A 26,984-nucleotide genomic window follows, 5' to 3' on the forward strand; every position below is an offset into this window, starting at 1 on the left:
GCCTGCCGAGGGAGGCTTTGCAACGGTTCTGCGCGATGACACGGCGCAGGTAGACAAGAAATCTGTTGACCGCAAACTCGATGACGTTGTACTCGGTGTACACGATAATGCGCTCACCCCGCGCAATAAGAAGCTCGCGGGCAAGGAGTTCGACTTCCTAGGAAAGCCTGGTGAGCGCTTCTACCACCTGCCGCAAACCCAGGACCAAAACATCATTTGGCCAGGCTATAATACCCAGGACCTGGACTACTCCTTAACCAAGGACAACGCCGTCAACCTCAACTTAAAGCCCACCTCCACGCCGGACGGTGCCGAATGGGGCGCATTCATCGATGGCACCCATGGCAAAGGCTTTTCGGTCCTCGCCAATTCTGCGGCTAAAGACTACACCATCGAAACCGACTTTCCGGCCCATACCCATACGCACTGGGCCTTTTCCAAGCCTGGCTTGTACACCTTTGAGGCCACCTATACAGCCACGGGCACAGACGGCAAGGAGCTAAAGTCCGCGCCCCAAACCCTCACCTTTGCCGTGGGCGATAAGACGTTGGATTCCTGTTCCTTCCGCGCGCCGGGCACCTCTGGGAGCGGAGAGCCCAGCGAAAGTCCAACGGATAGGCCTTCCGCGGAGCCTTCCCAGAAGCCTTCCACCCAACCATCCACCCCAGATACGCCGGACAAGCCAGCTCACCCCGGTAGGCCAGAAGAGCCGACAGGTTCCTCATTTAGCCCGTGGAGCCTGGTCCTCCCAGCGGTTCTCGTGGTGGTTTTCAAGGCCTTTTATAACTTCTTCCGCGATAACGAGGACCTCATCCGCAAACGCTTCGGCCTCAACTTCTAAGCCTCTTCTACCCCACCAACTAGACGGGAAACCACAATGCATCATTCACCCTCCTTTGCCCCTCGGCGCGTCCCGCTGCGGCGCCGATTCATTCACGTATTCGCCGCCGTCTTTGCCACAGCACTGGCCTTCTTCTCCCCCGCCGCGGCACTTGCCTTTGATGAGGTCTTCGACTCTGGCCACGTAGACGCCTTTTATGTCACGGCCCCAGATGGTCAGCTCCACCTATCGATGAAGGAAGACATCACTGGATCGAGCGTTCCACGCTCTGGCGATGATGTGGTGCTCAAGGTTGTGGAGGACGCTTGGTCCGATGCCACCGAGGCCGTGCCGGAGATCGGCCAGCCCACCTATTTCCTGCCGCAGACCCAGGATCAACGCATCATTTGGCCGGGCTGGGATACCCAGCCTGCACGCGATGGCGGCTTTGACAACGTTGACCTAGAATTCGCCGAAGTTTCCGGCCCGGGTTCTGTTTATGTCTTTGAGACCAGCGGCTTTGGCGATGTGAAGACGGTGACCGATTCCGGCTCAATGGAGCTCACCAGCGGCGAGGTCATCAACCAGCCCAATCCTGCTCACCGGCACGTCAACTGGGCCTTTAGCGAGGCCGGCACGTACACCATGACGGTGCAAGCCCATTCCAACGGCGAATCCAGCAATGCTGTGACCTACACCTGGGAGGTGGGCGACGGCGGCGATGCATCCGCAGCCGATCGATCGGCTGATACCGGCGAGGTTAGCAATGACCAAGAAGCTACGAGCACCCCGCGTTCAGCAGACAAGGGCGGCGCTGCAGCCGCAGATAAATCCGGTGCAGCTACGGATAAAGAGTGCACCCCGGGTATGACGCCGCAAATCAAGGACGATACTGTCTCTCCTTCCCAGTGGCGCGATGCTGATGGCGCTACCTTTTATCTCTCCGATAAATCCAGCGTCGATCTGCCCCAAGAGGTAGGCCCAGTGCCAGCTGGTCAGGCGTGGATGATTGGTTCTACCCAGGTCGATGGCGTGCCGTGGCTCGGTGCTAATACCCAAAGTCCGACCATGCGCGAGAATATCCCTGGCGATGTCACCTGGGAGTTAGCAGGCTTCAAGGGCCCTGGCCCGATGATGGTCTACTCCCAGGGCGGACTGGGAAAGATTGTGGGCGATGAGTGGTTCCGAGGCAATGCCGATGCGGCGGAGGGCACCTATTCGATTGCCCCTAATACGCACGTGCACCCCAACTGGGTCTTTGGTGCGCAGGGCACCTATGACGTCACCATCCGCCAGGTGGCCAAGACCGGTGAGGGCAAGCAAGTCGCCGGCGAAGCGACACTTCACTTCGTGGTCGGCGGCGACAAGCCGGCGGAAGCCTTTGACAACGGGCACTTCGACCTAGGCGCTGCGGTAAATCCGGAGGGCGGAGACTGCAGAGATGGTGCTGCGGCAGATGGGGCGTCGGCAAGCGCTGGTGGCTCTTCCACAAGTACCGGAACAAGCACTGGCCAGGCCGCTCAGGCCCCCAGCAAGGGCGGTTCTTTAGCCAATACGGGGACTCCCATTGTTCCCTTTGGCATCGGAGCACTGGGCTTGGGCATGCTTTTCCTCGGCCTGGGCATTGCCCGCCTAGCTGTAGCTAAGGCAGCGGACTAATGGCGCGTGCGCTTTCCCATAGACGCAGGCTTCCGACCATTGGCGCGCTGCTGGGCTCCTGCCTGCTGGCCACTGGTTGTGCGCCCTCGGCCGCGTTGGATGCTGGAGACGGAGAGAAATTCACCGTGGTGGCCACCACCCCGATCCTCGCGGATCTCGCGCGCAATATTGCGGGAGAAGATGCCCGCGTACAAAGCCTTATCCCCAGTGGAAAAGATCCGCATACCTTTGAGCCAACGCTGCGCACGGTACGCGATGTTGCCAATGCCGATTTGGCGCTGAGCAATGGCTACTTGCTGGAGCCGCAGTCTCTCATCGATACGCTGCACGAATCCACCGATGCCCCCGTGGTGGAAGTGGCCGATGCTGCCTCCACCCGCGGTGCCACTCTCGTGCCGCTGGTAGAAGATGTCTCGCTCGAGGCAATTTGGCTGGGCCTGCGTATCAGCGGCGCACAACAGCGCTCTTCTGGAGTGGATTTCCGCATGGTCTCTGCCGACGGACCAGGTAACGTCGCGGCCTATGTGGTCTCTACCTTCGGCACCCCGGAGGTCCTTTTTAACTCGGCCAATGGCATCGATGAAAAAGAAGACTCAGTGACCCTGCCGGCCAACGCCCACACGCACGTCTCTTGGGGGTTTTCCCAGCCAGGCATCTATCACCTCGGGTTCCAAGCAGAGGGCACCGACGTCCAACACCTCACTGTGGCCGTGGGAGTAAACCCACCTAAAGGCATGCAAGTGATAGATTCCGGACACCTGGATATTGCAGGTGACCTAGCCAAGCGCAGCATTGACTTGCACGATCAGGACAAGCGTTTCGACCCTGCCACCACCGTGGTGTCCATCCCCTCTTCAGTGCTGCAGCCCATTCCGCTTGATCCTGCCTACCGCTTCCTGGGCAGGCCGGGCGCGGATACCTACCTATTGCCGCAGGCGGTCCTAGGTAAGCACATCCACGGCGAGGTGGACCCGCACCTATGGCACAACGTGTACAACGCCATCGCCTACGTCGATGTCATTGCCGAGGAAATGGCGCAAGCAGATCCTTCCCACGGGGCGTCCTACCGCCAACGGGCGGAGGCCTACACCCAGCGCTTGCGGAATACGGATACCTATGTTGACCGCGCCATTTCTTCTATCCCTAAAGAAAACCGGCACCTCGTGACGACCCACCACGGCTACGCCTATCTGGAGCAAGGATATGACATGTCGGTGGCCGGCTTCGTCACTCCCAATCCGGCCATCGAGCCTTCCCCACGCGAAGTCATTTCCTTGCGCCGCACGCTGGAGAACCTACATCTGCCAGCGGTGTTTGTAGAACCCGTGCAGCAGGCAAGCGCCGAGACATTGAAGCAGGCTGCCGCGGAGCAAGGCGTGGAGCTGTGCCCCATCTACGGCGACACGTTCGATGACACCGTCAGCTCCTACATCGAACTTATGAAATTTAACGCTGATTCCCTTCAGCGCTGCCTCACCCCCACCCCCACCCCCACCGATGGAGATAAAAATGCTTAAATTCGCTACTCGTACCGCCACCCGCACCGCCGCCTGCGTCCTTACTGCAGGCCTGGCATTTTCTACCAGTCCTGCTTGGGCGGGCGACCTCGCCCAGGTAGTCGGTGCCGATGAACACGTTGCCCCACAAGGCCAGGAAAAGGTCATCGATACCGGTCACGTAGACGTTGGTGCCCTGCTTGATGGCACGGATTCTGAGCTTATGGCCCGCGATGATGCCGGCGATAAGCCAGTCTGGCGTCACCTGGATGACCTCGTGTTTTCCGTGGGCGATAAGGCACAACAAACCCTTCCCGATACAGATGACTTTGGCTTCGTTGGCGCTGAATCCGGCGATAAGGTCTGGGTAGTTCCCCAAACCGAACAAGTCGGTGTTCCCTGGCTGGGGTGGAATACCCAGGCGCCCTCACTTGTCGACGCCGCCGATCGTGGAGTCACCATGGAATTCCTCGGCCATTCCGGGCCAGGCGATTTCTCCCTCTTCCTGCAAAACGGCGGCTTCGAAGCGCCACAGCTCTTGTGGTCCACCGCGCAGAAGAGCGACGAGGACTTCTGGGTAGACCTCAATACCCACACCCACGCCAACTGGACGTTTACGGAGCCAGGCACCCATCAGGTAGGCATCAGGGTAAAGGGCAAGACCAAGGACGGTGCCGATTTCAGCACCGATGGCGTACTCACCTTCGCCGTGGGCGATGATGCCGACGTCCAAGCGGCCCAGGACACCACCTGGAATCCAGACGATGCCCAGACCGCGGGCTCCTCTATTCCCACCTGGGTCTTTGTCCTCGCCGGTGTCGGCGCCGTAGTACTGCTACTGGCCCTGGGACTCGCCCTGCGTTCAGCCAAGCGGGGCGATAACCGTGGCTAAACCGCTTATTTCCGTTGCTGATCTCAACGTCTCGCTCTCGCACCGCAGCGTCATCACCGATGCCAACCTCACTGTCTGCCCGGGCGAATTCATCGGGCTCCTCGGGCCCAATGGCGCCGGCAAAACCACCCTCATGCGTGCCATTTTAGGGCTCATCCCTTCTTCCGGGACGCGGAGCATCGCGGGCACTGTGGGGTATGTTCCCCAGCGCCACGAGGTGGAATGGGGCTTTCCCATTAATGTCTACCGCACCGTACTCAGCGGCCGCACCGGGCTTATCGGTTGGTTCAAGCGGCCTCGCGCTAAGGATCATGCCGCAGCTGCAGAGGCTCTTCGTTTGGTGAACTTGGAGGATTTTTCGCACCGCCCTATCGAAGAGCTCTCTGGTGGTCAACGCCAGCGCGTGCTCATCGCCCGGGCGCTCGCCACGGAACCGGACGTACTGCTGCTTGATGAGCCATTCACTGGCCTCGATGCTCCTAATACCGAATCATTGCTGGAGCTTTTTGAAGAGCTTTCCCAGCGCGGCAAGTCCATCGTCATGTCCACCCATAACCTCGCCGAGGCGGCACATTCCTGCCACCGCCTTATCCTTTTCAACGGCACCGTGATAGCCGATGACTCCGCCTCACTGCTTCTCAACCAGATCAAGCCGTGGACGCGCACCTTTGGGGTACGCGCCGGTTCTCCGCTGCTTTCTGCCATTGGAGTCTCCGCATGATTGAAATTTCCTTCCTTGATTTCCTGCGCGACCTGATAAACCCCCATTTGGATTTCCTTGCCCGCGCAGTAGGCATCTCCTTGCTCGCAGCCATTGTCTGCGGCGTCATCGGCTGCTATGTGGTGCTGCGCGGCATGGCTTTCATTGGCGATGCCGTCTCCCACGCCGTCTTTCCCGGCCTTGCCATTGCTTTTGCCCTGCAGGCCTCAGTCCTCGTCGGTGGCGCAGTTGCTGGTGCAGTTGTGGCCCTGCTCATTGCCGCTTTTTCGCAGCGCCGCCACGTACGGGCGGATTCCATCATCGGTATCTTTTTCGCCGCTGCTTTCGCCTTGGGCATGGTGATCATCTCGCGCACTGATGGCTATAGTGCCTCTCTCACCAGCTTCCTTTTTGGCTCTCTCACCGGCGTATCCCGCACCGACATCATCATCGCGGCCTGCGTGTGTGCAGTGGTTATCGCCGTCGTCATAGCCTTTGGCCCGCAGCTTAACGCCACCTGCTTGGACCGAGAGACCGCTCGTGCGATGGGCTTGCCCGTTTTCGTCCTGGACATCGTCTTATACCTGTGCGTAACGGCCGCAGTGGTCATTTCCGTAAGCACCATCGGCAATATCTTGGTTCTCGCCCTTCTCATCACTCCGGCCGCGACGGCTCGCCTGCTTACCGCAAACCTAGCGACCATGATGTGGCTTGCCGCTGTCATTGGCGCGCTGTCGAGCTTCCTTGGCATCTATCTGGCATGGGCCATTGACTTGCCAGCCGGCGCCACCATAGTGCTCACCCTCACCGTCATTTTCTTGGGCGTTTGGGCCATTCATCCGCTCCTCGGCGCCCGCAAGCACGCAGGCGCTTCGCTTTCCGACGCCCCACATAACACCCCACGAAAGGAATCCGTCCCCTCATGAAACCCGTCTGCCGCACCGCGGTGGCCCTTGGCGCCGCCGGACTTCTAAGCTTCGGTTCCCTTCCTACAGTGGTCGGGGCTCCCTTCACCCCCGCTACCGCCCACGCAGAAGAATCCACCGAGACCTGCTCCGCGAGTGACTTCGATCTCATCACCAAGGGCCACCAAGACATGGCACTCAGTGGTGAGTCTGGAGAGCTCAGCTTCAAAGTCAAAGATGACGATAAGGACATCGAGCATGACTCTGAGTCCTTTGCAATTGAGGTATCTGATGACCTTAAGCAGCCGCTATCGGAGCTCGATGATTCCTCCCTTCCCAATGAAGGTTGGATACTGCCGCAAACGCAAGATCCCAACGCCCCCTGGTTGGGTTTTAATACCCAAGAGCTGTCTCAGGATCTCCTTGCCGCCGGAGAGACCGCTACCTTGAGCATGGCTATCGCACAAGGCCCGGACGATGGCCGCATCGTGGCCTACCAGACGGATCTAGGGAGCATCAAGTATCTCATGGATACCGAAGATGGCTCTGCCTGGGACTATCCCGGCAATTCCCATTCCCACCCCGCATTCATTTTCACCGAGCCCGGAACCTACGCGGTGAGTTTTACCTTTGAGCTTCCTGACGGCTCCCGCCATCACCTCCATGCTGGCTTCCTCGTCGGAGAGCAGGCAGATGCGAAAGATCTATGCGGCGTGGACTATACCGATGCGGATGGTGCTTCCGGCAACGGTGGCGACTCAAATAGCCGCCCCAAGCAACTGGAAAAAGACGTCAAAGACGTAGACAAAGCCATCGCCGGGCTAGACAAAGAACTCGACAATACCCTGCAGGAGGGCCAGAAATTCCTAAACGGTGGCAAGCCACAAGAAGACAAGAAGGGTTCTGACGAGGACAGCGCGGGCAAGCGCAAGCAGCCCTCCCGCACCAAGGAAAAAGACGCTGGGAAGGATGGAGCGCCACATAAGACGCCGTCCACGGGTTCGGCTCACGCCTCTGGTACTACGCGAAAGTCTGGTGCTGGTTCTGGGGCTACGACCCACCATTCGGCTAGCCGTGTCAATGAGTCTGCCTCCACTGCGAAATCCGGAAAAAGCGGAGGCGCTGGCACGGGCTCACACCGTTCTGCTTCCACCAGCGGTTCTTCCCACTCGACGGCCAAAAAGTCCACCGGCTCTCGGGACGCAAAGTCCGCAAAGCGTACCAAGGGCAAGGCCGCAGGCACCGCTGGTGCAGAGAGGGTGCCGGATGCCGGCGCTGCGGAAGGCAAAAACACTGGAAATGTACTGACTAATGCCGCTGCGTATACCGCCACCCTGGCTAAAAGCAGCTTCTGGGCGGGCCTTTTAGCCGGACTAGGCGCATTCGCTCTGGTGCTCGGAATCGGCCTGCTGGTCTATGTCCGGTTCTTCCGCAAGAAGAAGGCCCCAGCGCAGCAGCCGGCCGATGATGCCACGGCCCACTTGCCGCGCGTCGACTAGCGCAGTGCTAGTTATCGGCCAACCATAGAACGAGGCCCAGAGGAGAGATCCTCTGGGCCTCATCCGTGGCTAAGAGCCGCTGTTTTTATACCCTGGTCTTGGACGAGAGGAAGTCCCAGACCACCTTTGGAGTATCTGGCTGCCAGAACCAGGTGTGGTCCTGCGGAACCTTGACCAGCTGTACGTCCTTCTGGCAACCATTGAAGTTCAGGCGTTCGGAACCGCCAGCCTCTGGAGTCGCCTGGAAGGTCATGTCGCATCGATTGCGTTTCAGGTATCCGCCAAGCACCGTGCGCACCGGTAAGTAGCCAGCCTCGTGCCGGTCACCGCCTTCATAGGTCATCATCTTGTCATTGACGCCATGCATGATGAGGGTATTCATCGGCGCATCGGCACAGTTAACCTCCACCGGGTTGTAGAAGGCACCCGAGACCATGGCTACAGCGGCAAAGGTGTCCTGCGCGTGGCAGCCCAGCACTGAGGTAAAGCCGCCACCATTGGACATACCCATGGCATAGACGCGGTTGCGGTCAACGTGGTAGTCCTTGTCCACAGAGTCAAGAATGCGTTTGATGAAGCGGATGTCCTCACCATCGTGCGTCTTGGCATAAGGTGCTGCCTCCCAAGCACGCTCAAAACCCTCCGGGTAGACGATGATTGCCTCATTATTAGCTTCAGTAGTCTGCATACGTGCGTAGCTGGAATAGTTTTCCGGGGAATCTCCCCATCCACCGAAGCCGAAAAGAACAGGCGCAGCCTTTTCCGGCGAATAGTTATTGGGAATGCGCAATAGATACCTGCGGGTCTTTCCCTCGTGCTCCATAGTGAGCGACTGTATAGAGCCCGGCTTAAATGGCGGGTTGGGGTTGATGCTGGTATCTACCATCGCTGGCCGCGGTGCCGGCTCCGGAAGCGATGATCCCTCAGGAGCAGGTGCCGGGTTGTTTTGGTCAGCACCTTTATCTGCTGGTGCCGGGGTGGATTCTTTCACGCCTTCTGGAACGAGGTGGGATCCATCTGGCTGCGGAATAACCGGCTTCGCGTTTTCGGGTGCCGGCCCCGGTGCTGGTGCCGGTGCTGGGTGTGGTGCGTTTGCTGGGGCCGGCGCAGGTGCAGGTGCAGGCGCTTCTTGCGCGTGGGCAGGAGACACGCTCAGCAGCGCCCCGCAAGCCAGCACACCAACAACAATCAGGTAAAGGAAATAGCGAAGAAAATTAGTAACATTAGCCACAAGGTTAAAACTAACCACATTTTTCACTAGAGACACTGTTTACACGCCCAGTGCACACTCAATTCTGTAAGAAAAGCCCAAGGCATTAAGCTAGATTTTCATGCACGAAGACAGACCAAGCACCGCCCCCGATTTTTTGCTCTCACGGGCAACGGGGTCTGTCCGTACCCAAGGTGCGCGCCACACTTTTAATGACGCCGATGCGGCAATTTCCGCTCTCCGCAGCAAGGATGTAGAGATGGTCGTCGGTGCGATCCCCTTCGATTCGGACACCCCCGCGGCACTAACCGTACCGGAGACCATCATCCGCGAAGAGGGCCCGCTGGAACCGCACGCTTATTATCGCAACCAGAGCTTAAGCTCCCGCGTAGTTGGCTTCGATCCAGAGCCTGAGGAACACCTTCGCCGCGTGGAGGCAGCCATCGGCACGATTGAAACCTCCAAACTAGAAAAGGTAGTTCTAGCCCGCGCGGTAGACATCGAATTCCCTGAAGCCATCGATCCGCGCCTCGTGGCGGCGCGCCTTATCGATCTCTCCGCCAACCGTGACGGGTTCATTGCTGATCTCTCTCCCGCTGGAAGGCCGGGCGCGATGCTTGTCGGCTCCTCCCCGGAGGTTCTAGTCAAGCGTCAAGGCTCGACTGTGTCAGCCTTTCCCTTGGCGGGTTCGTCTCCGCGCCGCGCCTCGCCGACCGAGGATCACCTCGCAGGACAGGACCTCTTGCATTCTTCCAAGGATCTCCACGAGCACGCTTTTGTGGTCGACCACCTGCGCCGGGCGCTCACCCCATTGTGCGAGCGACTAGATATTCCGGACGTCCCACAACTGATAAGCACCAATGAAATGTGGCACCTTGGCACGCCGATTTCCGGAACGCTCAAGGATAAAGACTTGACTGCGCTCGAGCTTGCCCTAGCGGTCCATCCCACACCGGCTATCTGTGGCACCCCGGCCGAAGCCGCCCAAGCCCTTATTGAGACTGCGGAGACCGACCGTGGTTTCTATGCCGGCGCGGTCGGCTGGTGCGATAGTTCAGGTGACGGCGAATATATGGTAGCCATTCGCTGCGCAGAGGTTGCCGGCGATGGACTCTCCGCACGCGCTTGGGCTGGTGGAGGCATCGTCGGCGATTCTGATGCCCAAGCGGAGTTGGAAGAAACCACCGCTAAGCTGCGCACCATTTTGAAGGCGCTAAGCCTCTAGCCCACGCGCTTGGCGACGAGCACGACGTCGGTGCGGTGGTGCGCACCTGCACCTTCAGCCAAGTGGCGCTCCCGGCGGGCTAGGGTGACAGTTTCCAATTCGCGCAGGTTGTGCGCCAACCATTCCGGCATCGCCAGTTCTGTGGACTCCATATCGTGGTGAACAAAAAGCAGTGTTCCCCCTGGAGCTACCAAGTGCTCAAGCTTTTCGACCTCTTCCGACGTTGCGCGTATCCCACCGTAGTGGACGCTTACCAAGTCAAAGGGCTCATGGCTAAAGCCACTAAACATAGCAACCTGTGCGGCAACGCCGAGGGCGCGAGTGCGGGCTACGGCCGTCGGGGCGAAGTCAATGCCCAACACATCCTAGCCGTGGTTTTAAGCCAGAGCGCGTCCGCGCCTTCTCCGCAGCCAATGTCCAGGGCAGAGCCAGGCGCAAGCTCCGCAGCATAATCGACAAGGGTGGAGTTCGGCTTTCCTGACCACACGCGATCAGTGCTGCGGTACCGCTCCTCCATTTCCGCGGGAGTGGGAACGTAGGGGCGATGCTCGCTCTGGTGGGAGTTATGCACGGTCGATGGAATTGCGTAGGGTTCCCAGGCCTGGGATCTCGATTTCGATGGTATCCCCCGGGACCATCGGAGCGGTGCCGGCCGGTGAACCAGTAGTAATGACATCGCCGGGAAGCAAGGTATAGGCGGCGGAAATCTCTTCTAAGATGCCGCCCATCTTCACAATCATCTGGTCCGTATTGGAATCCTGCTTTTGCTCACGAGAGCCCTCGTGTGTCAGGTAGGCATTAATCTTCTGGTCATCCAGATTCAAGCTGTCCAGATCCGTCTCAATCCATGGGCCGAGCGGGCAGAAAGTGTCGATCCCCTTGGCACGAGCCCATTGTCCGTCCTTGAACTGCAGGTCACGGGAGGAAACATCATTGCAAATGGTGTAGCCCAGTACGTGGTCTTGCCAGTTCTCGGCCTTGATATTCTTCGACGGTTTGGAAATGACTACGGCAAGCTCGCCCTCGAACTCTACATTGGTGGCATAGTCTGGGATCTTGATCGCGGCATCCGGGCCGATGACCGCGGTGGACGGCTTAATGAAGATGGTGGGCGGCAAGCTATCGGCAGACTTCTTGAAGACTTCCGCAACGTGGTCCGCATAGTTGCGGCCCAGCGCCACAACCTTGGTAGGCAGGGTCGGTGCCAAGAGGCGAACCTCGTTAAGCTTCCACTCGCGCCCGGTTGGCTCCGGCGGAGTGAAAGGCGTGCCAGCAATTTCTTTTGCTACTAGCTCTTGCATCGGGGCGTCTTTCGGCCCATCGATAATGGCGAAACAGATTCCTTCTGGGTGTGCAATTCGTCCTAAACGCATAGCGGTAATCCTACTCAATCGTTACCTTCACATGTGTGCAAAGGTTACGGTGTTAATTAGTTAATTTGAGTAAATTGCAGTGTTCTTTCAAACGTCATTGCAAGCCCCCGGAAAAGGGGACGAAAGCAACCGTTCGGCTCTGAGGGCGTCGGCAAGCGCATCGCGCAGAGCACGTTTGCTCCTATGTAGCTAGGGCGCGCGAGATTCGGTCACCGATCTCAGTGGTCTTCACCGGCCCATCGCCACGCTGCGCAACGTCTTGCGCCACCGCATCCTCTATCCTTTGCGCATTGGCTTCATCTCCTACATGACGAAGGAGCATGGCCGCCGACAAAATAGCAGCCGTCGGATCCGCAATCCCCTGCCCAGCGATATCCGGCGCAGATCCATGTACCGGCTCGAACATCGAGGGATTCGCTCCTGAAGCATCAATGTTTCCGGAGGCAGCAAGGCCAATGCCGCCCACTACGGCACCGGCAAGATCGGTGAGGATATCTCCAAAAAGGTTATCGGTAACAATTACGTCATATCGTGCTGGATCCGTAACCATATAAATGGTCGCGGCATCGATATGTTGGTAGTCCACCTGAACCTCTGGAAACTCGGCGGCAACCTCGTCGACAGTGCGTTGCCACAGCCCACCCGCATTGACCAATACATTGGTTTTGTGCACCAAGGTCAGGTGCTTGCGGCGCTGCTCAGCCCGCGCAAAGGCATCGCGCACTACGCGCTCCACACCGAAACGGGTGTTTTGAGACACCTCACTGGCCACCTCATGATCAGTACCCTCGCGCAAGGTACCACCGTTTCCGCAGTACAGCCCCTCGGTGCCCTCGCGCACCACCACAAAATCAATGTCGCCAGGATCGGCCAACGGCGAAGATGCAGTGGGATACAGCTTGGAAGGACGCAGGTTTACGTAGTGATCCAGTGCAAATCGCATCTTGAGCAACAGCCCTCGCTCCAATACGCCCGGGGGCACTTCACCTGGGACACCAATTGCCCCTAACAAGATCGCATCATGTTCGCGCAGGCTAGCTAAATCCGCATCCGTGAGAAGCTCCCCGTTGCGTAGGTAGCGGCGCGCACCAAGGTCATACTCGGTGGTGTCAATATCGGAGCGAACTGCATGCAGCACCTTGAGCGCTTCAGCCGTCACCTCGGGCCCAATACCATCCCCACCAATTACCGCAAGTTTCATTATGTAGGATTCCTTTCTCACAAGGTGGATTTTTACCAACCCTACCAAAGAGGACCCGCGCAGCGCAGGAAGTTACCTCACACTGCGCGGGATGCCCTACACGAATTCTGATCAAACAGCCCTATGCGTCCATATCTAACTGCTCGCACTGCGCGCCTAATGCCGCATTGACCTCAGCAATAAGAGACTCTGGCACCTCGGTTTCCACGCGCAGAATAAGGACAGCATCAGATTCCTGCTTGCCATACGTAAGCGCCGCCGCCACAATATTGATTCCAGCAGCTCCCAGCTTGGTGCCCACGGTTCCCAGCGCACCTGGAGCATCCGCATAGCGGAAGAAGAGATTGCGGCCAGTAGCACGCATATCGACGCCACGACCGTTGATGCGGATAAACTTTTCGGTTCCATCGATGCCGATAAGCGCACCGGTAAGCGAGAACGTTTCTCCATCGGCACCAATAACTTTCACCTGCAGGGAGGAGCGGTGCCCCTTGGATTCCGCGTTGGTAGATACCTCCACCTCTACCCCACGGCTCTGCGCAATCTGCATAGCATTGACAAATGTCACCGGTTCCGAAGTCACGCCGCTAAACAGACCCCGGACAGCAGAAAGACCTAACACTTCTACATCCTCGGTAGACAGCTCACCGCAAGCTTCTACTTCAACGGCAACGGGTGCCTGCCCCAGCAGACGTCCAGCCGTCAGTCCTAGCTTGCGTGCGAGATCCAGCCAGCCAGCAACTTCTTCTCCTACAGCACCACCGGAGACGTTTACCGCATCTGGGACAAACTCACCGGCGAGAGCTTTGAGCACCGACGCCGCCACATCGGTCCCTGCACGGTCCTGGGCCTCTACAGTGGAGGCTCCCAAGTGTGGAGAAACGGTGACCTGCGGCAGCTTAAATAGCGGAGAATCAGTGCATGGCTCCGTAGCGTAGACATCGAAGCCCGCACCCCGGTGATGGCCCTGTTCGATAGACTCAGCCAAGGCCTCCTCATCCACCAAACCGCCGCGAGCCGCGTTAATGAGAATCTGCCCCTTCTTCGCCTTAGCCAAAAGCTCCTTATCAAACATTCCGGCAGTCTCTGGGGTCTTCGGAAGGTGAATGGTCACAAAATCGGAGCGAGACATTAGCTCTTCCAGTTCGACCAGTTCCACGCCCAGTGCCGCCGCACGAGCCGGGTTGGCATAGGGGTCGTGGGCAATAATGGTGGTTTCAAAAGACTTCAGACGCTGTGCGAAGAGCTGCCCAATGTGTCCAAAACCAACAATGCCGATGGTCTTTCCATACACCTCCACGCCCTTGAAAGAAGAACGCTTCCATTCCCCCTCGCGCAGCGACTGGTCGGCTGCTGGTACCTGGCGCGCCGTCGCCAAGAGCAATGCAATGGCCTGTTCGCACGCCGAGTGAATATTAGACGTAGGTGCATTTACCACCATGACGCCCTTTTCCGTTGCCGCCGGAATATCAACGTTATCTAGGCCCACTCCTGCACGGCCCACAATTTTTAGCTTTGGAGCTGCTTCTAAAACCTCTGCATCAACAGTGGTTGCAGAACGCACCAGCAAAGCTTCTGCATCCGGCACTGCGGCGAGCAGCTCCGCACGATTTGGACCGTCGACCCAACGAACCTCAACTGAATCCCCCAAGGCCGTAACTGTGGATTGAGCTAATTTATCGGCAATAAGGACTACCGGCTTCGACATATCTTCCTTCGCTTAAGTGTGATGCGGTGCACGCGGAATTCCCGCGTGTCAAGGAAGTGTAGTTCAGGAAGGAGTGCCCTGCTTGATTTTTGCCTTAAATTCTTTCATTCGACCGAATTCCGGTCCTAGGGCTACTAAGGCACCATCTGCAAGGCCGGCAACAGCGGCCATGCTGTGCTTATCCTCCAAAGGATCAGCAGTCGGCATCACCAACACCTTGCCGCCGTAGGCTGCCGCCGTAATCACGTTCGCGATGGGACTGTCTTTTGTCGCGACGATATTCGGTGCCATCTGGCCGTCTCTGCGGGACTGCGCCGGGATGGGCTTCTTCTTTTTCTCATCTGTGTGCGCCTCGCCTTCATACGGCACCCATGCGGGCCGCAACTCCACCTGGGGAGTCTTATCCAAACGCGCAATATCCTTGACCATCTGTTCTGGGGAAGCTACCACTTTGGAACCGTATTGAAACGCCGTAAACTCCCCCAAGGCCTTGTGGGTTCCTGGATCCTTAATGACGGTGAAATCCCCAGATGTTTCTGTCCACGGCACATCACCGACAATCACTAGGCGACTTACTCCAAGATCCGTGAGAAGCTTATGGATTTCCAAGCGCCGAGCATCGTCATACTGCACCGCCGGCAGATGCTGGTTTACCGCCAAGGTCGCTGCGCGCAAAATTGACTTATCATCCCCAGCAAAGAGAACAAGGGAATCTGAATCTTCGAAAAACAGGCGGCTAGCCTCAATGCCTATGGAGTCATTGACAATGACAAACCTGCCATCAAATTTCGGATCAATCAGACGGTTTTGGTTTTCCGCCTTAGCCTTATTGAGGTCAATTTCAGACTCATCCAAATCGGACAGACCACGCCTGACCAGTTTGGTCTCAGTAACTGGTGTGCCACAGGCCGATAATGCGAGCGAGGCGACGAGCACTGCGGCAGTCAGGCGCACAGAATTAGCGATCAAAAGCTTGCGGGCCTTCCTCTCCACCAAAAAGGTTTGCTTCATCCACATCGCGGATAACGGGTTTGCCTAAAGCATATTCCACTATGTCTAGAAAACGATGACGGCGATCCGCGAAAAACTCGCGCGGTTGTGATGCGCGCAGATAGTCCAAGTTCATCTCGTGGGATGCTAGCACCGCATCAAATTGAGCGTCTTCCATGATTGACTTGGACTGAACGCGCGGCAGGTAGCGATTTGGCGCGAAACCGTCGAGCACTACCTCGGTTCGCTTGCCCATCGGGGTGTAGTTCATCACTGACTCCGCCAAAACGGGATCTACTCCGTGGCGCTTACACCAGTTAAGCGGGAATACGGGGAAAAATCCTGGTTTGAGCTCTTCGAATGTATGGCGATTGAAAGCCTTTCCTGTACGCCAATCCTTCGCGCCGCGCGCCATGAGGAGGGCATAGAGTCCATGCCAAACGCCGTCCTTATCATCTACAGAGAGCAAGCGGGACTCGCGGAAGGAGGCATCGGTGACGGTCTTCGGGACCTCGTCCGTTGCACCGGCTACCCACTCGGTGACCTCGTCCACATCGCGAGCAGCGCGCAGCTGCACTGCAGACGAGCCATAAAGCTCGCCGAAGACGCCACACCAGAACCATTGGTTTATGCGGTCCCACGATTGCTGGGTGGACAACGCTCCCCCACGCTTAGCCAAGCGCGCAATAATGACGGCTAGGGGAACAATCTGCTCATTGAATGGAACCTGGTCCGTGCTAAGGATGCATCGTTCCGCTAGAAACTCGGATACCTCACGGAAAGTAATGCGTAGATCATTGGCCGCCGCCTTATACTCCGCTAGGGATAGTTTCAGGATGTCCTCGCGCTGCCCACCAGCGCTACCTTTTTCTCCGGAGACTAAAAGCGATACCGCGGAAAGGAACTCGGTACGCCCAATTCCGTCCAGAGCCGGGGATTTGCGTAGATCCTTTTCCACTTCTTGCCAATCAGCGGCCAAGTGAAAGCTCGGATCTTCAGAGGCAAAAACTGCAGTGAGAAGATCGAAGACGTCCATCTGCAGACCTGCTGAGTTTGCCTGGGCGAAAATCGAGCCAATTCCAGCCCGCTCCGTCTCGCGGGACAAACGAATCATCGGCAGGTCATAACCGGACAAAGGCCGGACGATGCGGTTATTAAACGCTGCCAGTTCCGCGCTATGTTCTTCTTTGGCTGCGGCAAGCTCAAAGAGCATGCCAACGCCATCTTCACTCAATAGTGAAGCTACAGGAATGCACATATTCTCTAGGGCATCTTCCCGCGAGAGGATGTCCCCTTCAATTGCCGGTGCAAAGTGCGATCGAATTTTGCCATTCTGATCAACTGCAAAGATGGCGTCATCCGGCATAAGCTCGCCCCGAACGGCAGCTCGAATATCAATAAAGAAACGGCGGTGAATTTTCTTCTTCCGGAAGTCAGTAGTGTCTACAAAGCCTTCGCCGTTGAAGCAATGATACAAGGTGGTTAGGCGCTGTTGCCCGTCCAACAGGAGCAGGCCGGGATCGACACCAGTGTCAGGCGCACCGACAAGGGGGCGAGGACGAAAGCGCATCTTTTCGTTACGAGTATCAAGAGCCATAAGCGCGCCAATGGGATAGCCACGCAACACAGAAACAATGAGAGAACGGATGCGGTCTTCATCCCAGGCATAGCTGCGCTGGAAGTCAGGAAGCTGGATGTCCCCGCGATCAATCCGAGCAAAGAGGTCTTTGAGATCATAACTTGGCGTCGTAAAACCCATGGCCCCTATCCTACTCGCCACACTGGGTTTTCACCTGCTCCAGATATAGCCAAACCCACGGTAAACGCGCTGGTTCACCGTGGGTCATCTCCTATAGACGCCGCCTTATGAATTAAGCCGTAGCATCCAGTGGGTTCTTAACCCAGCTCATCAAATCGCGCAGCTTCGTGCCGGTCTTTTCAATTTCGTGCTGTGCAAATTCCTCGCGCAGATCCTCTAGCTCCTTGTTGCCGCCCTCAATATTGGCCAGCAAGCGCTTGGTAAAGGTACCGTCCTGAATATCGGACAGGATATCTTTCATACGCTGCTTCGTATCGGCATTGATAACGCGGGGTCCGGAAATGTAGCCGCCAAACTCAGCGGTATCAGAAACCGAGTAATTCATATTGGCAATGCCGCCCTCAAACATCAGATCCACAATGAGCTTCATCTCATGCAGAACCTCAAAGTAGGCCATTTCTGGCTCGTAGCCAGCCTCAGTGAGAACCTCAAAGCCGGTACGAATCAGGAACTCTACGCCACCACACAAGACAGCCTGCTCACCGAAGAGGTCAGTAACCGTCTCTGCCTCAAAGGTAGTCGGGATAACGCCGGCACGCGCACCACCGATGGCTGCGGCATAGGACAAAGTCAGATCGTGGCCTTCACCCTTAGGATCCTGCTCAGTAGCGATGAGGCACGGAACTCCCTTGCCATCAACAAACTGGCGGCGAACCAAGTGGCCAGGCCCCTTCGGAGCAACCATACCGACGGTGACATTGGCCTGCGGCTCGATCAACTTGAAGTGAATATTCAAGCCGTGACCAAACAACAGCGCATTGCCATCTTCCAGGTTGGGCGCGATTTCGTCTTCAAAGATCTGCTTCTGAGAGGTATCTGGCGCCAGCAGCATGATAACGTCTGCCCACTTGGCGGCCTCTGCAACGGTCTTCACCTCGAAGCCTGCTTCCTCAGCCTTTTCCGCCGATTTGGATCCCTCGCGTAGGCCGACAACAACTTCAACGCCGGACTCGCGCAAGTTTTGCGAGTGCGCATGACCTTGGGAACCGTATCCGATAACCGCTACTTTGCGGCCTTGAATGATAGACAGGTCTGCATCATCGTCATAAAAGGTCTCAATTGCCATTTCGCATTCCTCAATTCTGTAGTGATTGAAATTTCAATGAATCAACGTCCCACCGAATACTATACCAGTAGGTGAGATTCAATGCTCACATAGTGAGATATTAATTTCGAGGTGGCGCCATCGCTTTGGGGCCACGACCTAAGGCGACATCTCCCGACTGCACCAGCTCGAGCACACCGAATGGCTCTAAGACATCGAGCAGCGCGGCCAGCTTTCCCGGGGTACCAGTCGCCTCCACCACCACGGATTCTTGTGCCACATCTACCACGCGAGCGCGGAAAATATTTACTGCATCGACAACCTGTGGCCGGTTAGTATTATTTGCAGCCACCTTGACCATCATCAGAGCCCGCGCCACGGTTGCATCGGCCTCGAGCTCGACTACCTTGATGACCGGAACGATTTTATTGAGCTGCTTAGTTACCTGTTCCATAATCGTCTCGGATGCATCAACCACGATGGTCAGCCGGTTAATGCCCGGATTTTCCGTTTGGGCGGAAACCAGTGAAATGATGCTGTAGCCACGCCGCGAAAACATTCCGGTCACCCGCGATAGGATTCCCTCTACGTCTTCTACCAGGACCGACAGGGTATGCCGGGAAACGTCAGTGGGTGCCATGCCTATACCTCCTGGATAGTCTCATCAATATCGGCGGGACTTTCTGCGGCCGATTCATTTTCATCAAATAGGGGGCGCAAGCCGCGGGCATATTGAATCTCTTCGTTGGACGCGCCACCTCCAATCATTGGCCATACCTGGGCATCTTCTCCAACGATGAAGTCAATAACCACAGGGCGGTCGTTGATTGCGCGGGCCCGTTCAATCGCCGGCACCACTTCTTCTTCACAGGTAACCCGGATAGCCTCGCACCCCAGCGCTTCTGCCAAGCGGACAAAGTCCGGGGTATACGCATCGCGCTCTCGTAGCTTGGTATGGGAGTAGTTCTCATTGAAGAACAGGGTTTGCCACTGCCGGACCATTCCCAAGTTGCCGTTATTAATAACGGCAACCTTGAATGGGAAGCCCTCCAAAGCTGCGGTGGTTAGCTCCTGGTTGGTCATCTGGAAGCAGCCATCACCGTCAATTGCCCAAACCTCTTTATCCGGACATGCTGCTTTGGCGCCGAGGGCCGCCGGTACTGCATAGCCCATGGTTCCGGCCCCGCCAGAGTTAATCCAGGAACGTGGCCGTTCAAAATCAATAAACTGTGCCGACCACATCTGGTGCTGCCCTACTCCGGCGCAGTAGATCGCCTCAGGACCTACGGTTTCACTGAGCTTTTCTAAGACAAATTGCGGATTTAACTGCCCATCCGGAGTGGGATCATAACCGCGGGGAAACCGCTCCTTGAGACCGTCAAGATAGTCCCGCCATGGGCCTGTCTGCGGAAGATTCAGGGCGGAGTTCTTGCGATATTCCTTAAGGAGCCCCGCTAATACCTTTTGTGCGTCACCCACGATAGGCACGTCCACTTCGCGGATTTTTCCAATTTCAGCAGGGTCGATATCCGCGTGAACCACCCGGGCCCCAGGGGCAAAGGTGGAGGTGTCCCCAGTGACTCGATCGTCGAAACGTGCGCCGATAGCAATAAGCAGGTCCGATCGTTGCATTGCCGCTACCGCCGGAACGGTGCCGTGCATTCCCGGCATCCCCATATGTAGCGGATGAGAATCCGGGAAAGACCCCAACGCCATAAGCGTGGTGACGACTGGAATTCCGGTAAATTCCGCAAACTCCCGCAGCTCCTTTGCCGCACCCGCCTTGATTACGCCGCCACCGGCGTAAATGACCGGTTTTTCCGCTTGCGCGATGAGCTCGACCGCTTGCGCGATTTGGCGGTGATGTGGCTTGGTCGTTGGCTTATATCCCGGCAAATCGAACGTAGTTGGAAAAGAATAGTCCAAGTGGCCATTCTGAACGTCTTTCGGGATATCCACTAAGACCGGACCTGGGCGGCCTGTGGAAGCCAAATGGAATGCTGCAGCAATAGCAGCAGGAATTTGGCTAGGCTCCGTCACGATGTAGTTGTGCTTGGTAATCGGCATTGTCACGCCGCGGATATCTGCCTCTTGGAAGGCATCGGTTCCCAAAAGATTGCTTCCCACCTGGCCGGTGATGGCAACGATGGGGACGGAGTCCAGGTTGGCGTCGGCAAGCGCTGTCACCAAGTTAGTAGCCCCCGGCCCAGAGGTGGCAATGCACACGCCTACCTTGCCTGAGGCTTGGGCGTAACCCTCTGCAGCGTGGCCAGCCCCCTGCTCATGGCGGGTGAGCACATGCCGCAACTTGGTCGAGGCATGCAAGGCATCGTAGAGAGGAAGCACAGCGCCGCCTGGAATGCCGAAGACTAGATCGGTTCCCAAGTCTTCAAGAGTGCGGACAATGGCGTGGGCACCACTCATCCGCTCCGGAGCGTGGGCGCGTGAGGCTGCAGCCACCGAAGCGGGCGTGGGCGAAGTTGTCGTAACCACGGTTAATGTGCTCCTTGGATTGCTCTGATACTGGTCCTGATCATCATCGTTAACGCCTTTAGATATGAACAAAGCCCCCGCGGGCTGGTGTGTCTGCGGGGGCGAAAAGCGTCGACGTCATAGGCGCCGCGGTCACCACCGCGCTGGTACTACCTGAAGTCGAATAATGATCATGGACATGACTATACACCGATAGGTATTACAGCCGTGCCGATTACCCCCTTTTGGGATCCTATTCTCATATAGTGGGATACATGTGAAAATAGGTTAGCCCTCGCCTACCTCTGTGAATTAGGCTTGCACACTATGACTCCACCACCTAAGGACAACAAACCTCATCAGTCCACCACCCAGGCAGAGGTTTTCAAGCCATCCCGCGACCACATCTTGGGCATCCTCATCCTGTCCGCTATTGCGCTTTTAAGCATTGGTTGGGCCCCCAAATACCTCGCATGGTTGTTCATTATCCCCATCCTCGGATTGTGGTGGGTCATAAAATCCCGCACCAAGGTCTCCGAATCCGGGATCAGTATCTCCTATGCCTTCCGGAAAAAGGTGCAGATCCCGTGGGACGATTTTGCCGGTATCGGGTTCCAACGCGCCCGCGCCTTTGCTCGTACGAGAAGCGGCGCGGAGCACAGCCTGCCCGGCATTACCTTTAACTCGCTCCCGCGACTTTCGGAAGCCTCCCGCGGCCGCATCCCTGATGCCCTTACCCAGGGCCGTAAAGCGGCAGATGAAAAGGTGGTTATCGTCCACCGCGACGGCCAACAGATCCTCCTCAGCAAAGAAGAGTACGAGGACTACCTTGAGCGCCACCCCGAGCTCAAGCCTTCGGCCGACAACTAAATACCTGCCTAGACTCCCCCACGTCCCTTTAAGGAATGGTGACTTTAACCATGTTCCCGCTGCGTTCAAAAGTAACTACCGTCGGCCGCCAAGCCTCTGGCGCCCGCGCCCTCTGGCGGGCTACCGGCACCAAGGAAAATGACTTTGGCAAACCGATCGTCGCCATCGCCAACTCCTATACCCAATTCGTCCCCGGCCATGTGCACCTGAAAAACGTCGGCGATATCGTCGCCGATGCCGTACGCGAAGCCGGTGGCGTGCCCAAGGAATTTAATACCATCGCTGTCGACGATGGCATCGCTATGGGCCACAGCGGCATGCTGTACTCGCTGCCCTCGCGCGAAATCATTTCCGATTCCATCGAGTACATGGCCAATGCCCATACTGCCGACGCCCTGGTATGCATCTCCAACTGCGATAAGATCACCCCGGGCATGCTCAATGCTGCCCTGCGGTTAAATATCCCCACCATCTTCGTCTCGGGTGGACCGATGGAAGCCGGAAAGGCCGTTGTAGTAGATGGGGTAGCCCACGCACCCACCGATCTCATCACCGCCATCACCGCCTCGGCCAACGACGCGGTATCTGATGAAGGATTAACCCAAGTCGAGGAATCCGCCTGCCCTACCTGCGGCTCCTGCTCCGGCATGTTTACTGCCAATTCCATGAACTGCCTGACCGAAGCACTCGGCCTAGCCTTGCCCGGCAACGGCACTACCTTGGCTACTCACACGGCCCGCCGCAGCCTATTTGAAAAGGCCGGCTCCACTGTCGTCGATATGTGCCGCCGCTATTACGGCGAAGAAGACGAATCCGTCCTGCCGCGCAATATCGCCACTAAGGAAGCCTTCACTAACGCCATGGCCCTAGATATGGCCATGGGCGGCTCCACCAATACCATCCTGCACACGCTGGCGGCCGCCCAGGAAGGCGAGGTAGACTTCACCCTAGATGACATCAATGACATCTCCTACCGCGTCCCGTGTTTGTCCAAGGTAGCGCCCAACGGCACCTACCACATTGAAGACGTCCACCGCGCCGGCGGCATCCCCGCGATTTTGGGCGAACTTCGCCGCGCCGGACACCTCAATCTCAAGGTACATACAGCGCTGTATGACAATGCCGAGCAGTGGCTAGATGACTGGGATATCCGCAACCCCCACGCCACCGAGGAGGCCCGCGAACTGTACTACGCCGCGCCGGGCGGGGTGCGCACCACTGAGCCATTCTCCCAATCCAACCGCTGGGACGAACTCGATACCGATGCCGCCAATGGCTGCATCCACGACGCCGAGCATGCCTTTTCTTCCGACGGCGGCCTCGTTGTCCTGCGCGGCAACTTGGCCCCCGACGGGGCCATCGTCAAGGCCGCGGGCGTCGAAGAGGAGCTGTGGACCTTCTCCGGCCCTGCACGGGTCGTGGAATCCCAAGAAGAAGCGGTATCTATCATCCTCAATAAGGAGGTTCAGCCGGGCGATGTCGTGGTCATCCGCTATGAAGGCCCGGCAGGTGGCCCTGGCATGCAAGAGATGCTCCACCCGACCTCCTTCCTCAAGGGCGCCGGTTTGGGGAAGGCATGTGCCTTGATTACCGACGGCCGCTTCTCCGGCGGCACCTCTGGGCTTTCCATTGGCCACATCTCCCCCGAGGCGGCCCACCAGGGAATGATCGGCCTCATCGAAAACGGCGACACCATCACAATCAATATCCACGAACGCGAGCTCACCTTGGACGTAGCCGAAGACGTGCTGGAGCGCCGCCGCGCCGCCCAAGAACAGCGCGAGCGCCCCTGGACTCCGCTAAACCGCAACCGCCCCATCACTAAGGCGCTGCGCGCATATGCCGCCATGGCCACCTCTGCCGACCGCGGCGCGGTGCGCGTAGTCGACGGACATGTGAATTAGCCAGGAACAACTACTAAATCCCTATGAGCCTCGGTGGGGTGCGCGCCCGTTTACCTGCAGATCACATAAAGTGTACTGCGATGAGATTCGCGCGTACCCCATTATTCCGTTATGCCCTGACCTTATTGGGGCTCATTCTTGGCGCTAGGAAGATCGTTCAAGACACCCGCATCACAGACTTCCCCATCGACATGGTGGTCTACCGCGAGGGCGTCAAGGCCTTCCTTGAACACCGCTCTGTCTACAGCGAACCCATGCTGGCCGGCGATATCGAGCTTCCATTTATTTATCCACCCTTCGGCGCGCTGGCCATGGTCCCGCTGACGGCCTTCGATGGCATTGACCACGATATGGCAGGCGACATCGTGGTCATCCTCTCGGATGTTCTCGTGCTCGTATGCCTCTACTTCGTCTTTAAGGCGATACTGAAGACCTCGGAGTTCCTCCTGCCCGTTACCGCTATTACTTGGGCGATTGTATTGCGCTTCGAGCCAGTAGACCTCAATAATGGCTTTGCTCAAATCAATATCGTGGTCATGACGCTCGTTGTACTCGACCTGGTTCCGCGCAAACGCTTCCTGCCGCAAGGCGTCTTGATTGGCTTGGCCGCCGCGATCAAAATTACCCCGCTGGCTATGTTGCTTTATTTCCTCGTGCGCAAGGAGTGGAAGCAGATTGCCACAGCGCTCCTTTCCGCTGTTGCGGCCACCCTCCTTGCCGCAGCCTTCCGCTGGCACGCGTTCATGGAGTTCTTCAGTTCCAAATTGCTCGATATGGGCTCTGGCGGCGACTTCGGCGTAGGCACTGATTACCAGTCCAATAGCTCTATCAAGGGCACCATCCAGCGCATGTATTCTTCTTCCGAGGCCATGGACGCCAATGGGTTGGCCATCAACATTGCGTGGATCACCGCCTCCCTCGTGGTCATTGCATTCGCGGCGTGGCTTATTAAGCGACTGTGCGAGGAGCACCTGCTTGTCGACGCCCAAATGGTCACCGCCCTCACCCTCCTGCTCATCTCCCCCGTTTCCTGGTCACACCACTGGGTCTGGCTCACGCTCATCATCCCAGTCTTCCTTTACCGCGCCTGGAGCTGGCTTTCTACTGGATGGGCCGCGGGCAGCCTTCTTACCGTTCTCGTTGCCTGGGCAGGCATGCTGCTGACCGTCCCGCCCAAGTGGTGGTGGGGCGATCAAGTCGATGTCCACGCCATGGAGCGCTACCAAAAGTTTTGGGTAGATGACTTCGTCTGGCTAACCATACTGTCCGTCGCGCTTTATACAGCCGCGCTATACGTCGCCCGTCGCAACCGAACCGCGCACACCGCTACTCCTGCCCCGCTAGCGCCTTAAGCGCCGAAAGGTGCGAGTCGAATGCGGCCTTGCCTTTAGCCGTGAGCATCACCCACACCGTGTCCTTGCCGCGCGAGGATCCGTACTCGCGAAATCGGCTGATATAACCCTCTTTTTCCAGGGCGCTTAGTTGCTTGGACAAAGTGGCATCAGATTGCCCCACCTTGTCCCGGATCGCTGCAAAGCGCATCTCCTTGTTTATGGTTCCTTCCACGGCCCCAGCCGCGTTGAGTACCGCGCAAATCTTAAACCGGTTGAGCGGGTGAATTATCGGATCGAGCTCACTCATCACCGTTCGCCCGTGCCCTTTCCTCCGACGGATGCGTAGCTGGGTCCATAACTCCGGCTTCCAAAAGCCAGAAAGCCGCTATTCCCCACAGAATAAAGACCACCGCTGCCGCGACCATGTGTCCTTCGAGGAAAGGACGAAAGAATATCGGGGACAAACATAAAAGCTGGCCGCCGAAAAATTTCTTATCCGGTTTTGGCGCCTTAAACGGGTCCTGACGATAGCTGGGGCGGACATTTCCCTGATACATTCCAACCCACATCAGCAGTCCGAGCATGGCCACCATAAAGGCTAAAAAGACCCAGGCAGGAATGACCTCCGACCATTGGGTCATCACAAAGTAAGCACCGGCTATCACAGTTACCAAGAGTGCATGAAGGGCTGTTTTCGTGGTCCTTTTGGACTTTCTGTTGACTTCCTCATTAAAGGCCAGTGCCTCGTGCACGCTGTCGCCCATAGCTGCCGTCCCTTTCGCCTTCGCCCCTCCCTTGTTTTCCACTATAGAAAGTATCATACTTTCCCTCCTGGAAAGCAAGGAGTAAAAGAAAATCCGCCGCTATTGCGACGGACAATCTATTAGCGCCTAATTCAGCGGATTAACCCCTGCGCCGAAGAACCAGAGTGCAGCGAGGATGGCGATGCCGATTAGCACAAAGACCCAGGAAGTGCCCAGTGGGCGGCGCGCCCAGGAGCGCTTGAAGTCTAGGGAAATAAAGCCCGGGCCAGTAAACTGCAGTCCCACGGCGACAACGAAGAGAACCAAAGAAAGCCAGACGGAATCTGGCCAGCTAAAGACGTCCAAACCGGCATCGGTCTGCGCTAGCTCGTGGACAGCGCTAAAGCCGGTCACTACCAAGCCCAGCATGGCAGCTAGAGGCGTAATGAGTCCCAGCAACAGGAATACACCAGCGATAAGCTGCATGGTCGGAACCGCAATCGACAGCGCGGTATCCCAAGCATAGTTGGTAAAATCACCCTCTAGACCGGACAAGCCCTGGCTATCTCCGAGCTCGAAGAAGATTTTTGCACCGGCAATGATTAGGTAGGCGCTCAGTCCGATGCGAATGAATAGCAGACCAAAGTCGATAGTGCCGCGGCGCCCATAGCGGTGGTAGCCTTCTTTTTCTTCCTGCTCCGCCTGCAGGCGAGCCTCGCGCTCCTCTGCAGTTTCAGTGCTGAGGGTGCTTTCCACGGGGGCGTCGGCAGTAGCCAGCGCCGACTCTTGCTCGACGCTAGCCGGCGTGCCGGACTCCGGTTGGGCAAATGCTACGGTCTCCTCGCTGGCACCACTTTGCTGACGCGCAGCCTCATTCGCACTGGAGTAGGACATTACCTCAGTTTCAGGGTGGTCCTGCTGCGCCCGGGAAGGCTTGATTTCCTGGGGCTCGGCGCGGCCGGCGCGCTCGAAAAGGCCCGGCTTCGAATTCTTCTCACTGGAAACGGAATCTTTGCTCGCGGGCTTGGCGTTGTAGGTAGGCACGCCCATGTCTTCATCTAACGGTGTGGCTTTATCCGGCTGTTTTTCGCTCATAGCTCCAATTTAAGGCACGGGCCT

24 protein-coding genes are annotated in these 26,984 nt (G+C 57.4%); 11 read left to right on the forward strand and 13 right to left on the reverse strand.

Annotated features, from left to right (window positions below; all coding sequences use genetic code 11):
* The 7 genes from L8V22_RS10350 to L8V22_RS10380 form a co-directional block, all read left to right on the forward strand.
* Positions 1 to 841 (forward strand): choice-of-anchor M domain-containing protein (locus tag L8V22_RS10350; protein ID WP_269966494.1); only part of this gene is annotated, 841 nt, incomplete at its 5' end.
* Positions 842 to 877: 36 nt separating this feature from the next.
* Positions 878 to 2,479: a choice-of-anchor M domain-containing protein gene (locus L8V22_RS10355; RefSeq protein ID WP_238800968.1), complete on the forward strand. Its 1,602-nt coding sequence runs from the start codon at positions 878 to 880 to the stop codon at positions 2,477 to 2,479.
* Positions 2,479 to 3,996: an anchored repeat ABC transporter, substrate-binding protein gene (locus L8V22_RS10360; protein ID WP_238800969.1), complete on the forward strand. Its 1,518-nt coding sequence runs from the start codon at positions 2,479 to 2,481 to the stop codon at positions 3,994 to 3,996. Before L8V22_RS10355 ends, L8V22_RS10360 begins: the two co-directional genes overlap by 1 nt.
* Positions 3,989 to 4,867, forward strand: coding sequence for a choice-of-anchor M domain-containing protein (locus L8V22_RS10365; protein WP_023021690.1), 879 nt, complete (start codon positions 3,989 to 3,991; stop codon positions 4,865 to 4,867). Before L8V22_RS10360 ends, L8V22_RS10365 begins: the two co-directional genes overlap by 8 nt.
* On the forward strand, positions 4,860 to 5,588 hold the full coding sequence (locus L8V22_RS10370; RefSeq protein ID WP_238800970.1) for an anchored repeat-type ABC transporter ATP-binding subunit: 729 nt from the start codon (positions 4,860 to 4,862) through the stop codon (positions 5,586 to 5,588). Before L8V22_RS10365 ends, L8V22_RS10370 begins: the two co-directional genes overlap by 8 nt.
* Positions 5,585 to 6,493, forward strand: coding sequence for an anchored repeat-type ABC transporter permease subunit (locus L8V22_RS10375; RefSeq protein WP_238800971.1), 909 nt, complete (start codon positions 5,585 to 5,587; stop codon positions 6,491 to 6,493). Before L8V22_RS10370 ends, L8V22_RS10375 begins: the two co-directional genes overlap by 4 nt.
* Entirely contained in the window at positions 6,490 to 7,971 is a 1,482-nt protein-coding gene (locus tag L8V22_RS10380) for a choice-of-anchor M domain-containing protein (RefSeq protein ID WP_238800972.1), read from the forward strand. The genes L8V22_RS10375 and L8V22_RS10380 overlap by 4 nt, the downstream gene beginning before the upstream one ends.
* Positions 7,972 to 8,056: 85 nt before the next feature.
* Here L8V22_RS10380 and L8V22_RS10385 read toward each other — a convergent pair whose 3' ends face one another.
* Complete coding sequence (locus L8V22_RS10385; protein ID WP_269966495.1) at positions 8,057 to 9,202, reverse strand: CE1 family esterase; 1,146 nt, start codon at positions 9,200 to 9,202, stop codon at positions 8,057 to 8,059.
* 100 nt (positions 9,203 to 9,302) lie between these two features.
* Here L8V22_RS10385 and L8V22_RS10390 point away from each other — a divergent pair, with 100 nt between their 5' ends.
* Positions 9,303 to 10,406: an isochorismate synthase gene (locus L8V22_RS10390; protein ID WP_238800973.1), complete on the forward strand. Its 1,104-nt coding sequence runs from the start codon at positions 9,303 to 9,305 to the stop codon at positions 10,404 to 10,406.
* Here the strand turns inward: L8V22_RS10390 and L8V22_RS10395 are convergent.
* The 9 genes from L8V22_RS10395 to L8V22_RS10435 all read right to left on the reverse strand — a co-directional run bounded on the left by L8V22_RS10395 (position 10,403) and on the right by L8V22_RS10435 (position 21,035).
* On the reverse strand, positions 10,403 to 10,768 hold the full coding sequence (locus tag L8V22_RS10395; RefSeq protein WP_420840002.1) for a class I SAM-dependent methyltransferase: 366 nt from the start codon (positions 10,766 to 10,768) through the stop codon (positions 10,403 to 10,405). The two genes, L8V22_RS10390 and L8V22_RS10395, sit on opposite strands and share 4 nt — an antisense overlap.
* Before the next feature lie 201 nt (positions 10,769 to 10,969).
* Positions 10,970 to 11,779, reverse strand: coding sequence for a fumarylacetoacetate hydrolase family protein (locus tag L8V22_RS10400; protein WP_049360951.1), 810 nt, complete (start codon positions 11,777 to 11,779; stop codon positions 10,970 to 10,972).
* Between the two features lie 181 nt (positions 11,780 to 11,960).
* Entirely contained in the window at positions 11,961 to 12,980 is a 1,020-nt protein-coding gene (locus L8V22_RS10405; protein WP_238800974.1) for a 3-isopropylmalate dehydrogenase, read from the reverse strand.
* A gap of 121 nt (positions 12,981 to 13,101) precedes the next feature.
* On the reverse strand, positions 13,102 to 14,688 hold the full coding sequence (gene serA / locus L8V22_RS10410) for a phosphoglycerate dehydrogenase (protein ID WP_269966496.1): 1,587 nt from the start codon (positions 14,686 to 14,688) through the stop codon (positions 13,102 to 13,104).
* A gap of 63 nt (positions 14,689 to 14,751) precedes the next feature.
* A complete protein-coding gene (locus L8V22_RS10415; protein WP_238800976.1) occupies positions 14,752 to 15,657 on the reverse strand; it encodes a hypothetical protein in 906 nt (301 codons plus the stop codon).
* A complete protein-coding gene (locus tag L8V22_RS10420; RefSeq protein WP_238800977.1) occupies positions 15,647 to 17,437 on the reverse strand; it encodes a GmrSD restriction endonuclease domain-containing protein in 1,791 nt (596 codons plus the stop codon). The genes L8V22_RS10415 and L8V22_RS10420 overlap by 11 nt, the downstream gene beginning before the upstream one ends.
* Positions 17,438 to 17,549: 112 nt before the next feature.
* Positions 17,550 to 18,563, reverse strand: a complete 1,014-nt coding sequence (ilvC, locus tag L8V22_RS10425; RefSeq protein WP_238800978.1) for a ketol-acid reductoisomerase — start codon at positions 18,561 to 18,563, stop codon at positions 17,550 to 17,552.
* A gap of 100 nt (positions 18,564 to 18,663) precedes the next feature.
* Positions 18,664 to 19,182 (reverse strand): acetolactate synthase small subunit, encoded by a 519-nt coding sequence (ilvN, locus tag L8V22_RS10430; RefSeq protein WP_238800979.1) that lies wholly within the window; start codon positions 19,180 to 19,182, stop codon positions 18,664 to 18,666.
* Positions 19,183 to 19,184: 2 nt separating this feature from the next.
* Positions 19,185 to 21,035: an acetolactate synthase large subunit gene (locus L8V22_RS10435; protein WP_238800980.1), complete on the reverse strand. Its 1,851-nt coding sequence runs from the start codon at positions 21,033 to 21,035 to the stop codon at positions 19,185 to 19,187.
* Positions 21,036 to 21,341: 306 nt separating this feature from the next.
* Between L8V22_RS10435 and L8V22_RS10440 the strand changes: the two genes are divergently transcribed.
* From L8V22_RS10440 to L8V22_RS10450, 3 genes are all read left to right on the forward strand, one after another.
* On the forward strand, positions 21,342 to 21,884 hold the full coding sequence (locus L8V22_RS10440) for a PH domain-containing protein (RefSeq protein WP_238800981.1): 543 nt from the start codon (positions 21,342 to 21,344) through the stop codon (positions 21,882 to 21,884).
* 50 nt (positions 21,885 to 21,934) lie between these two features.
* Positions 21,935 to 23,788, forward strand: coding sequence for a dihydroxy-acid dehydratase (gene ilvD, locus L8V22_RS10445; RefSeq protein ID WP_238801085.1), 1,854 nt, complete (start codon positions 21,935 to 21,937; stop codon positions 23,786 to 23,788).
* Between the two features lie 80 nt (positions 23,789 to 23,868).
* Complete coding sequence (locus L8V22_RS10450) at positions 23,869 to 25,140, forward strand: glycosyltransferase family 87 protein (protein ID WP_238800982.1); 1,272 nt, start codon at positions 23,869 to 23,871, stop codon at positions 25,138 to 25,140.
* Here the strand turns inward: L8V22_RS10450 and L8V22_RS10455 are convergent.
* The 3 genes from L8V22_RS10455 to L8V22_RS10465 all read right to left on the reverse strand — a co-directional run bounded on the left by L8V22_RS10455 (position 25,115) and on the right by L8V22_RS10465 (position 26,960).
* Positions 25,115 to 25,429, reverse strand: coding sequence for a transcriptional regulator (locus L8V22_RS10455; protein WP_238800983.1), 315 nt, complete (start codon positions 25,427 to 25,429; stop codon positions 25,115 to 25,117). The genes L8V22_RS10450 and L8V22_RS10455 overlap by 26 nt on opposite strands.
* Positions 25,422 to 25,928 carry a hypothetical protein gene (locus L8V22_RS10460; RefSeq protein ID WP_238800984.1) on the reverse strand — a complete coding sequence of 169 codons (507 nt, stop codon included), beginning with the start codon at positions 25,926 to 25,928 and terminating at the stop codon, positions 25,422 to 25,424. Before L8V22_RS10460 ends, L8V22_RS10455 begins: the two co-directional genes overlap by 8 nt.
* Before the next feature lie 84 nt (positions 25,929 to 26,012).
* The gene (locus L8V22_RS10465) at positions 26,013 to 26,960 is read right to left on the reverse strand and encodes a DoxX family protein (RefSeq protein ID WP_238800985.1); all 948 of its coding nucleotides are present in this window, start codon (positions 26,958 to 26,960) and stop codon (positions 26,013 to 26,015) included.
* Positions 26,961 to 26,984 lie beyond the last annotated feature (24 nt).

This window comes from Corynebacterium yonathiae, assembly GCF_027570195.1.
Classification (GTDB): domain Bacteria; phylum Actinomycetota; class Actinomycetes; order Mycobacteriales; family Mycobacteriaceae; genus Corynebacterium; species Corynebacterium yonathiae.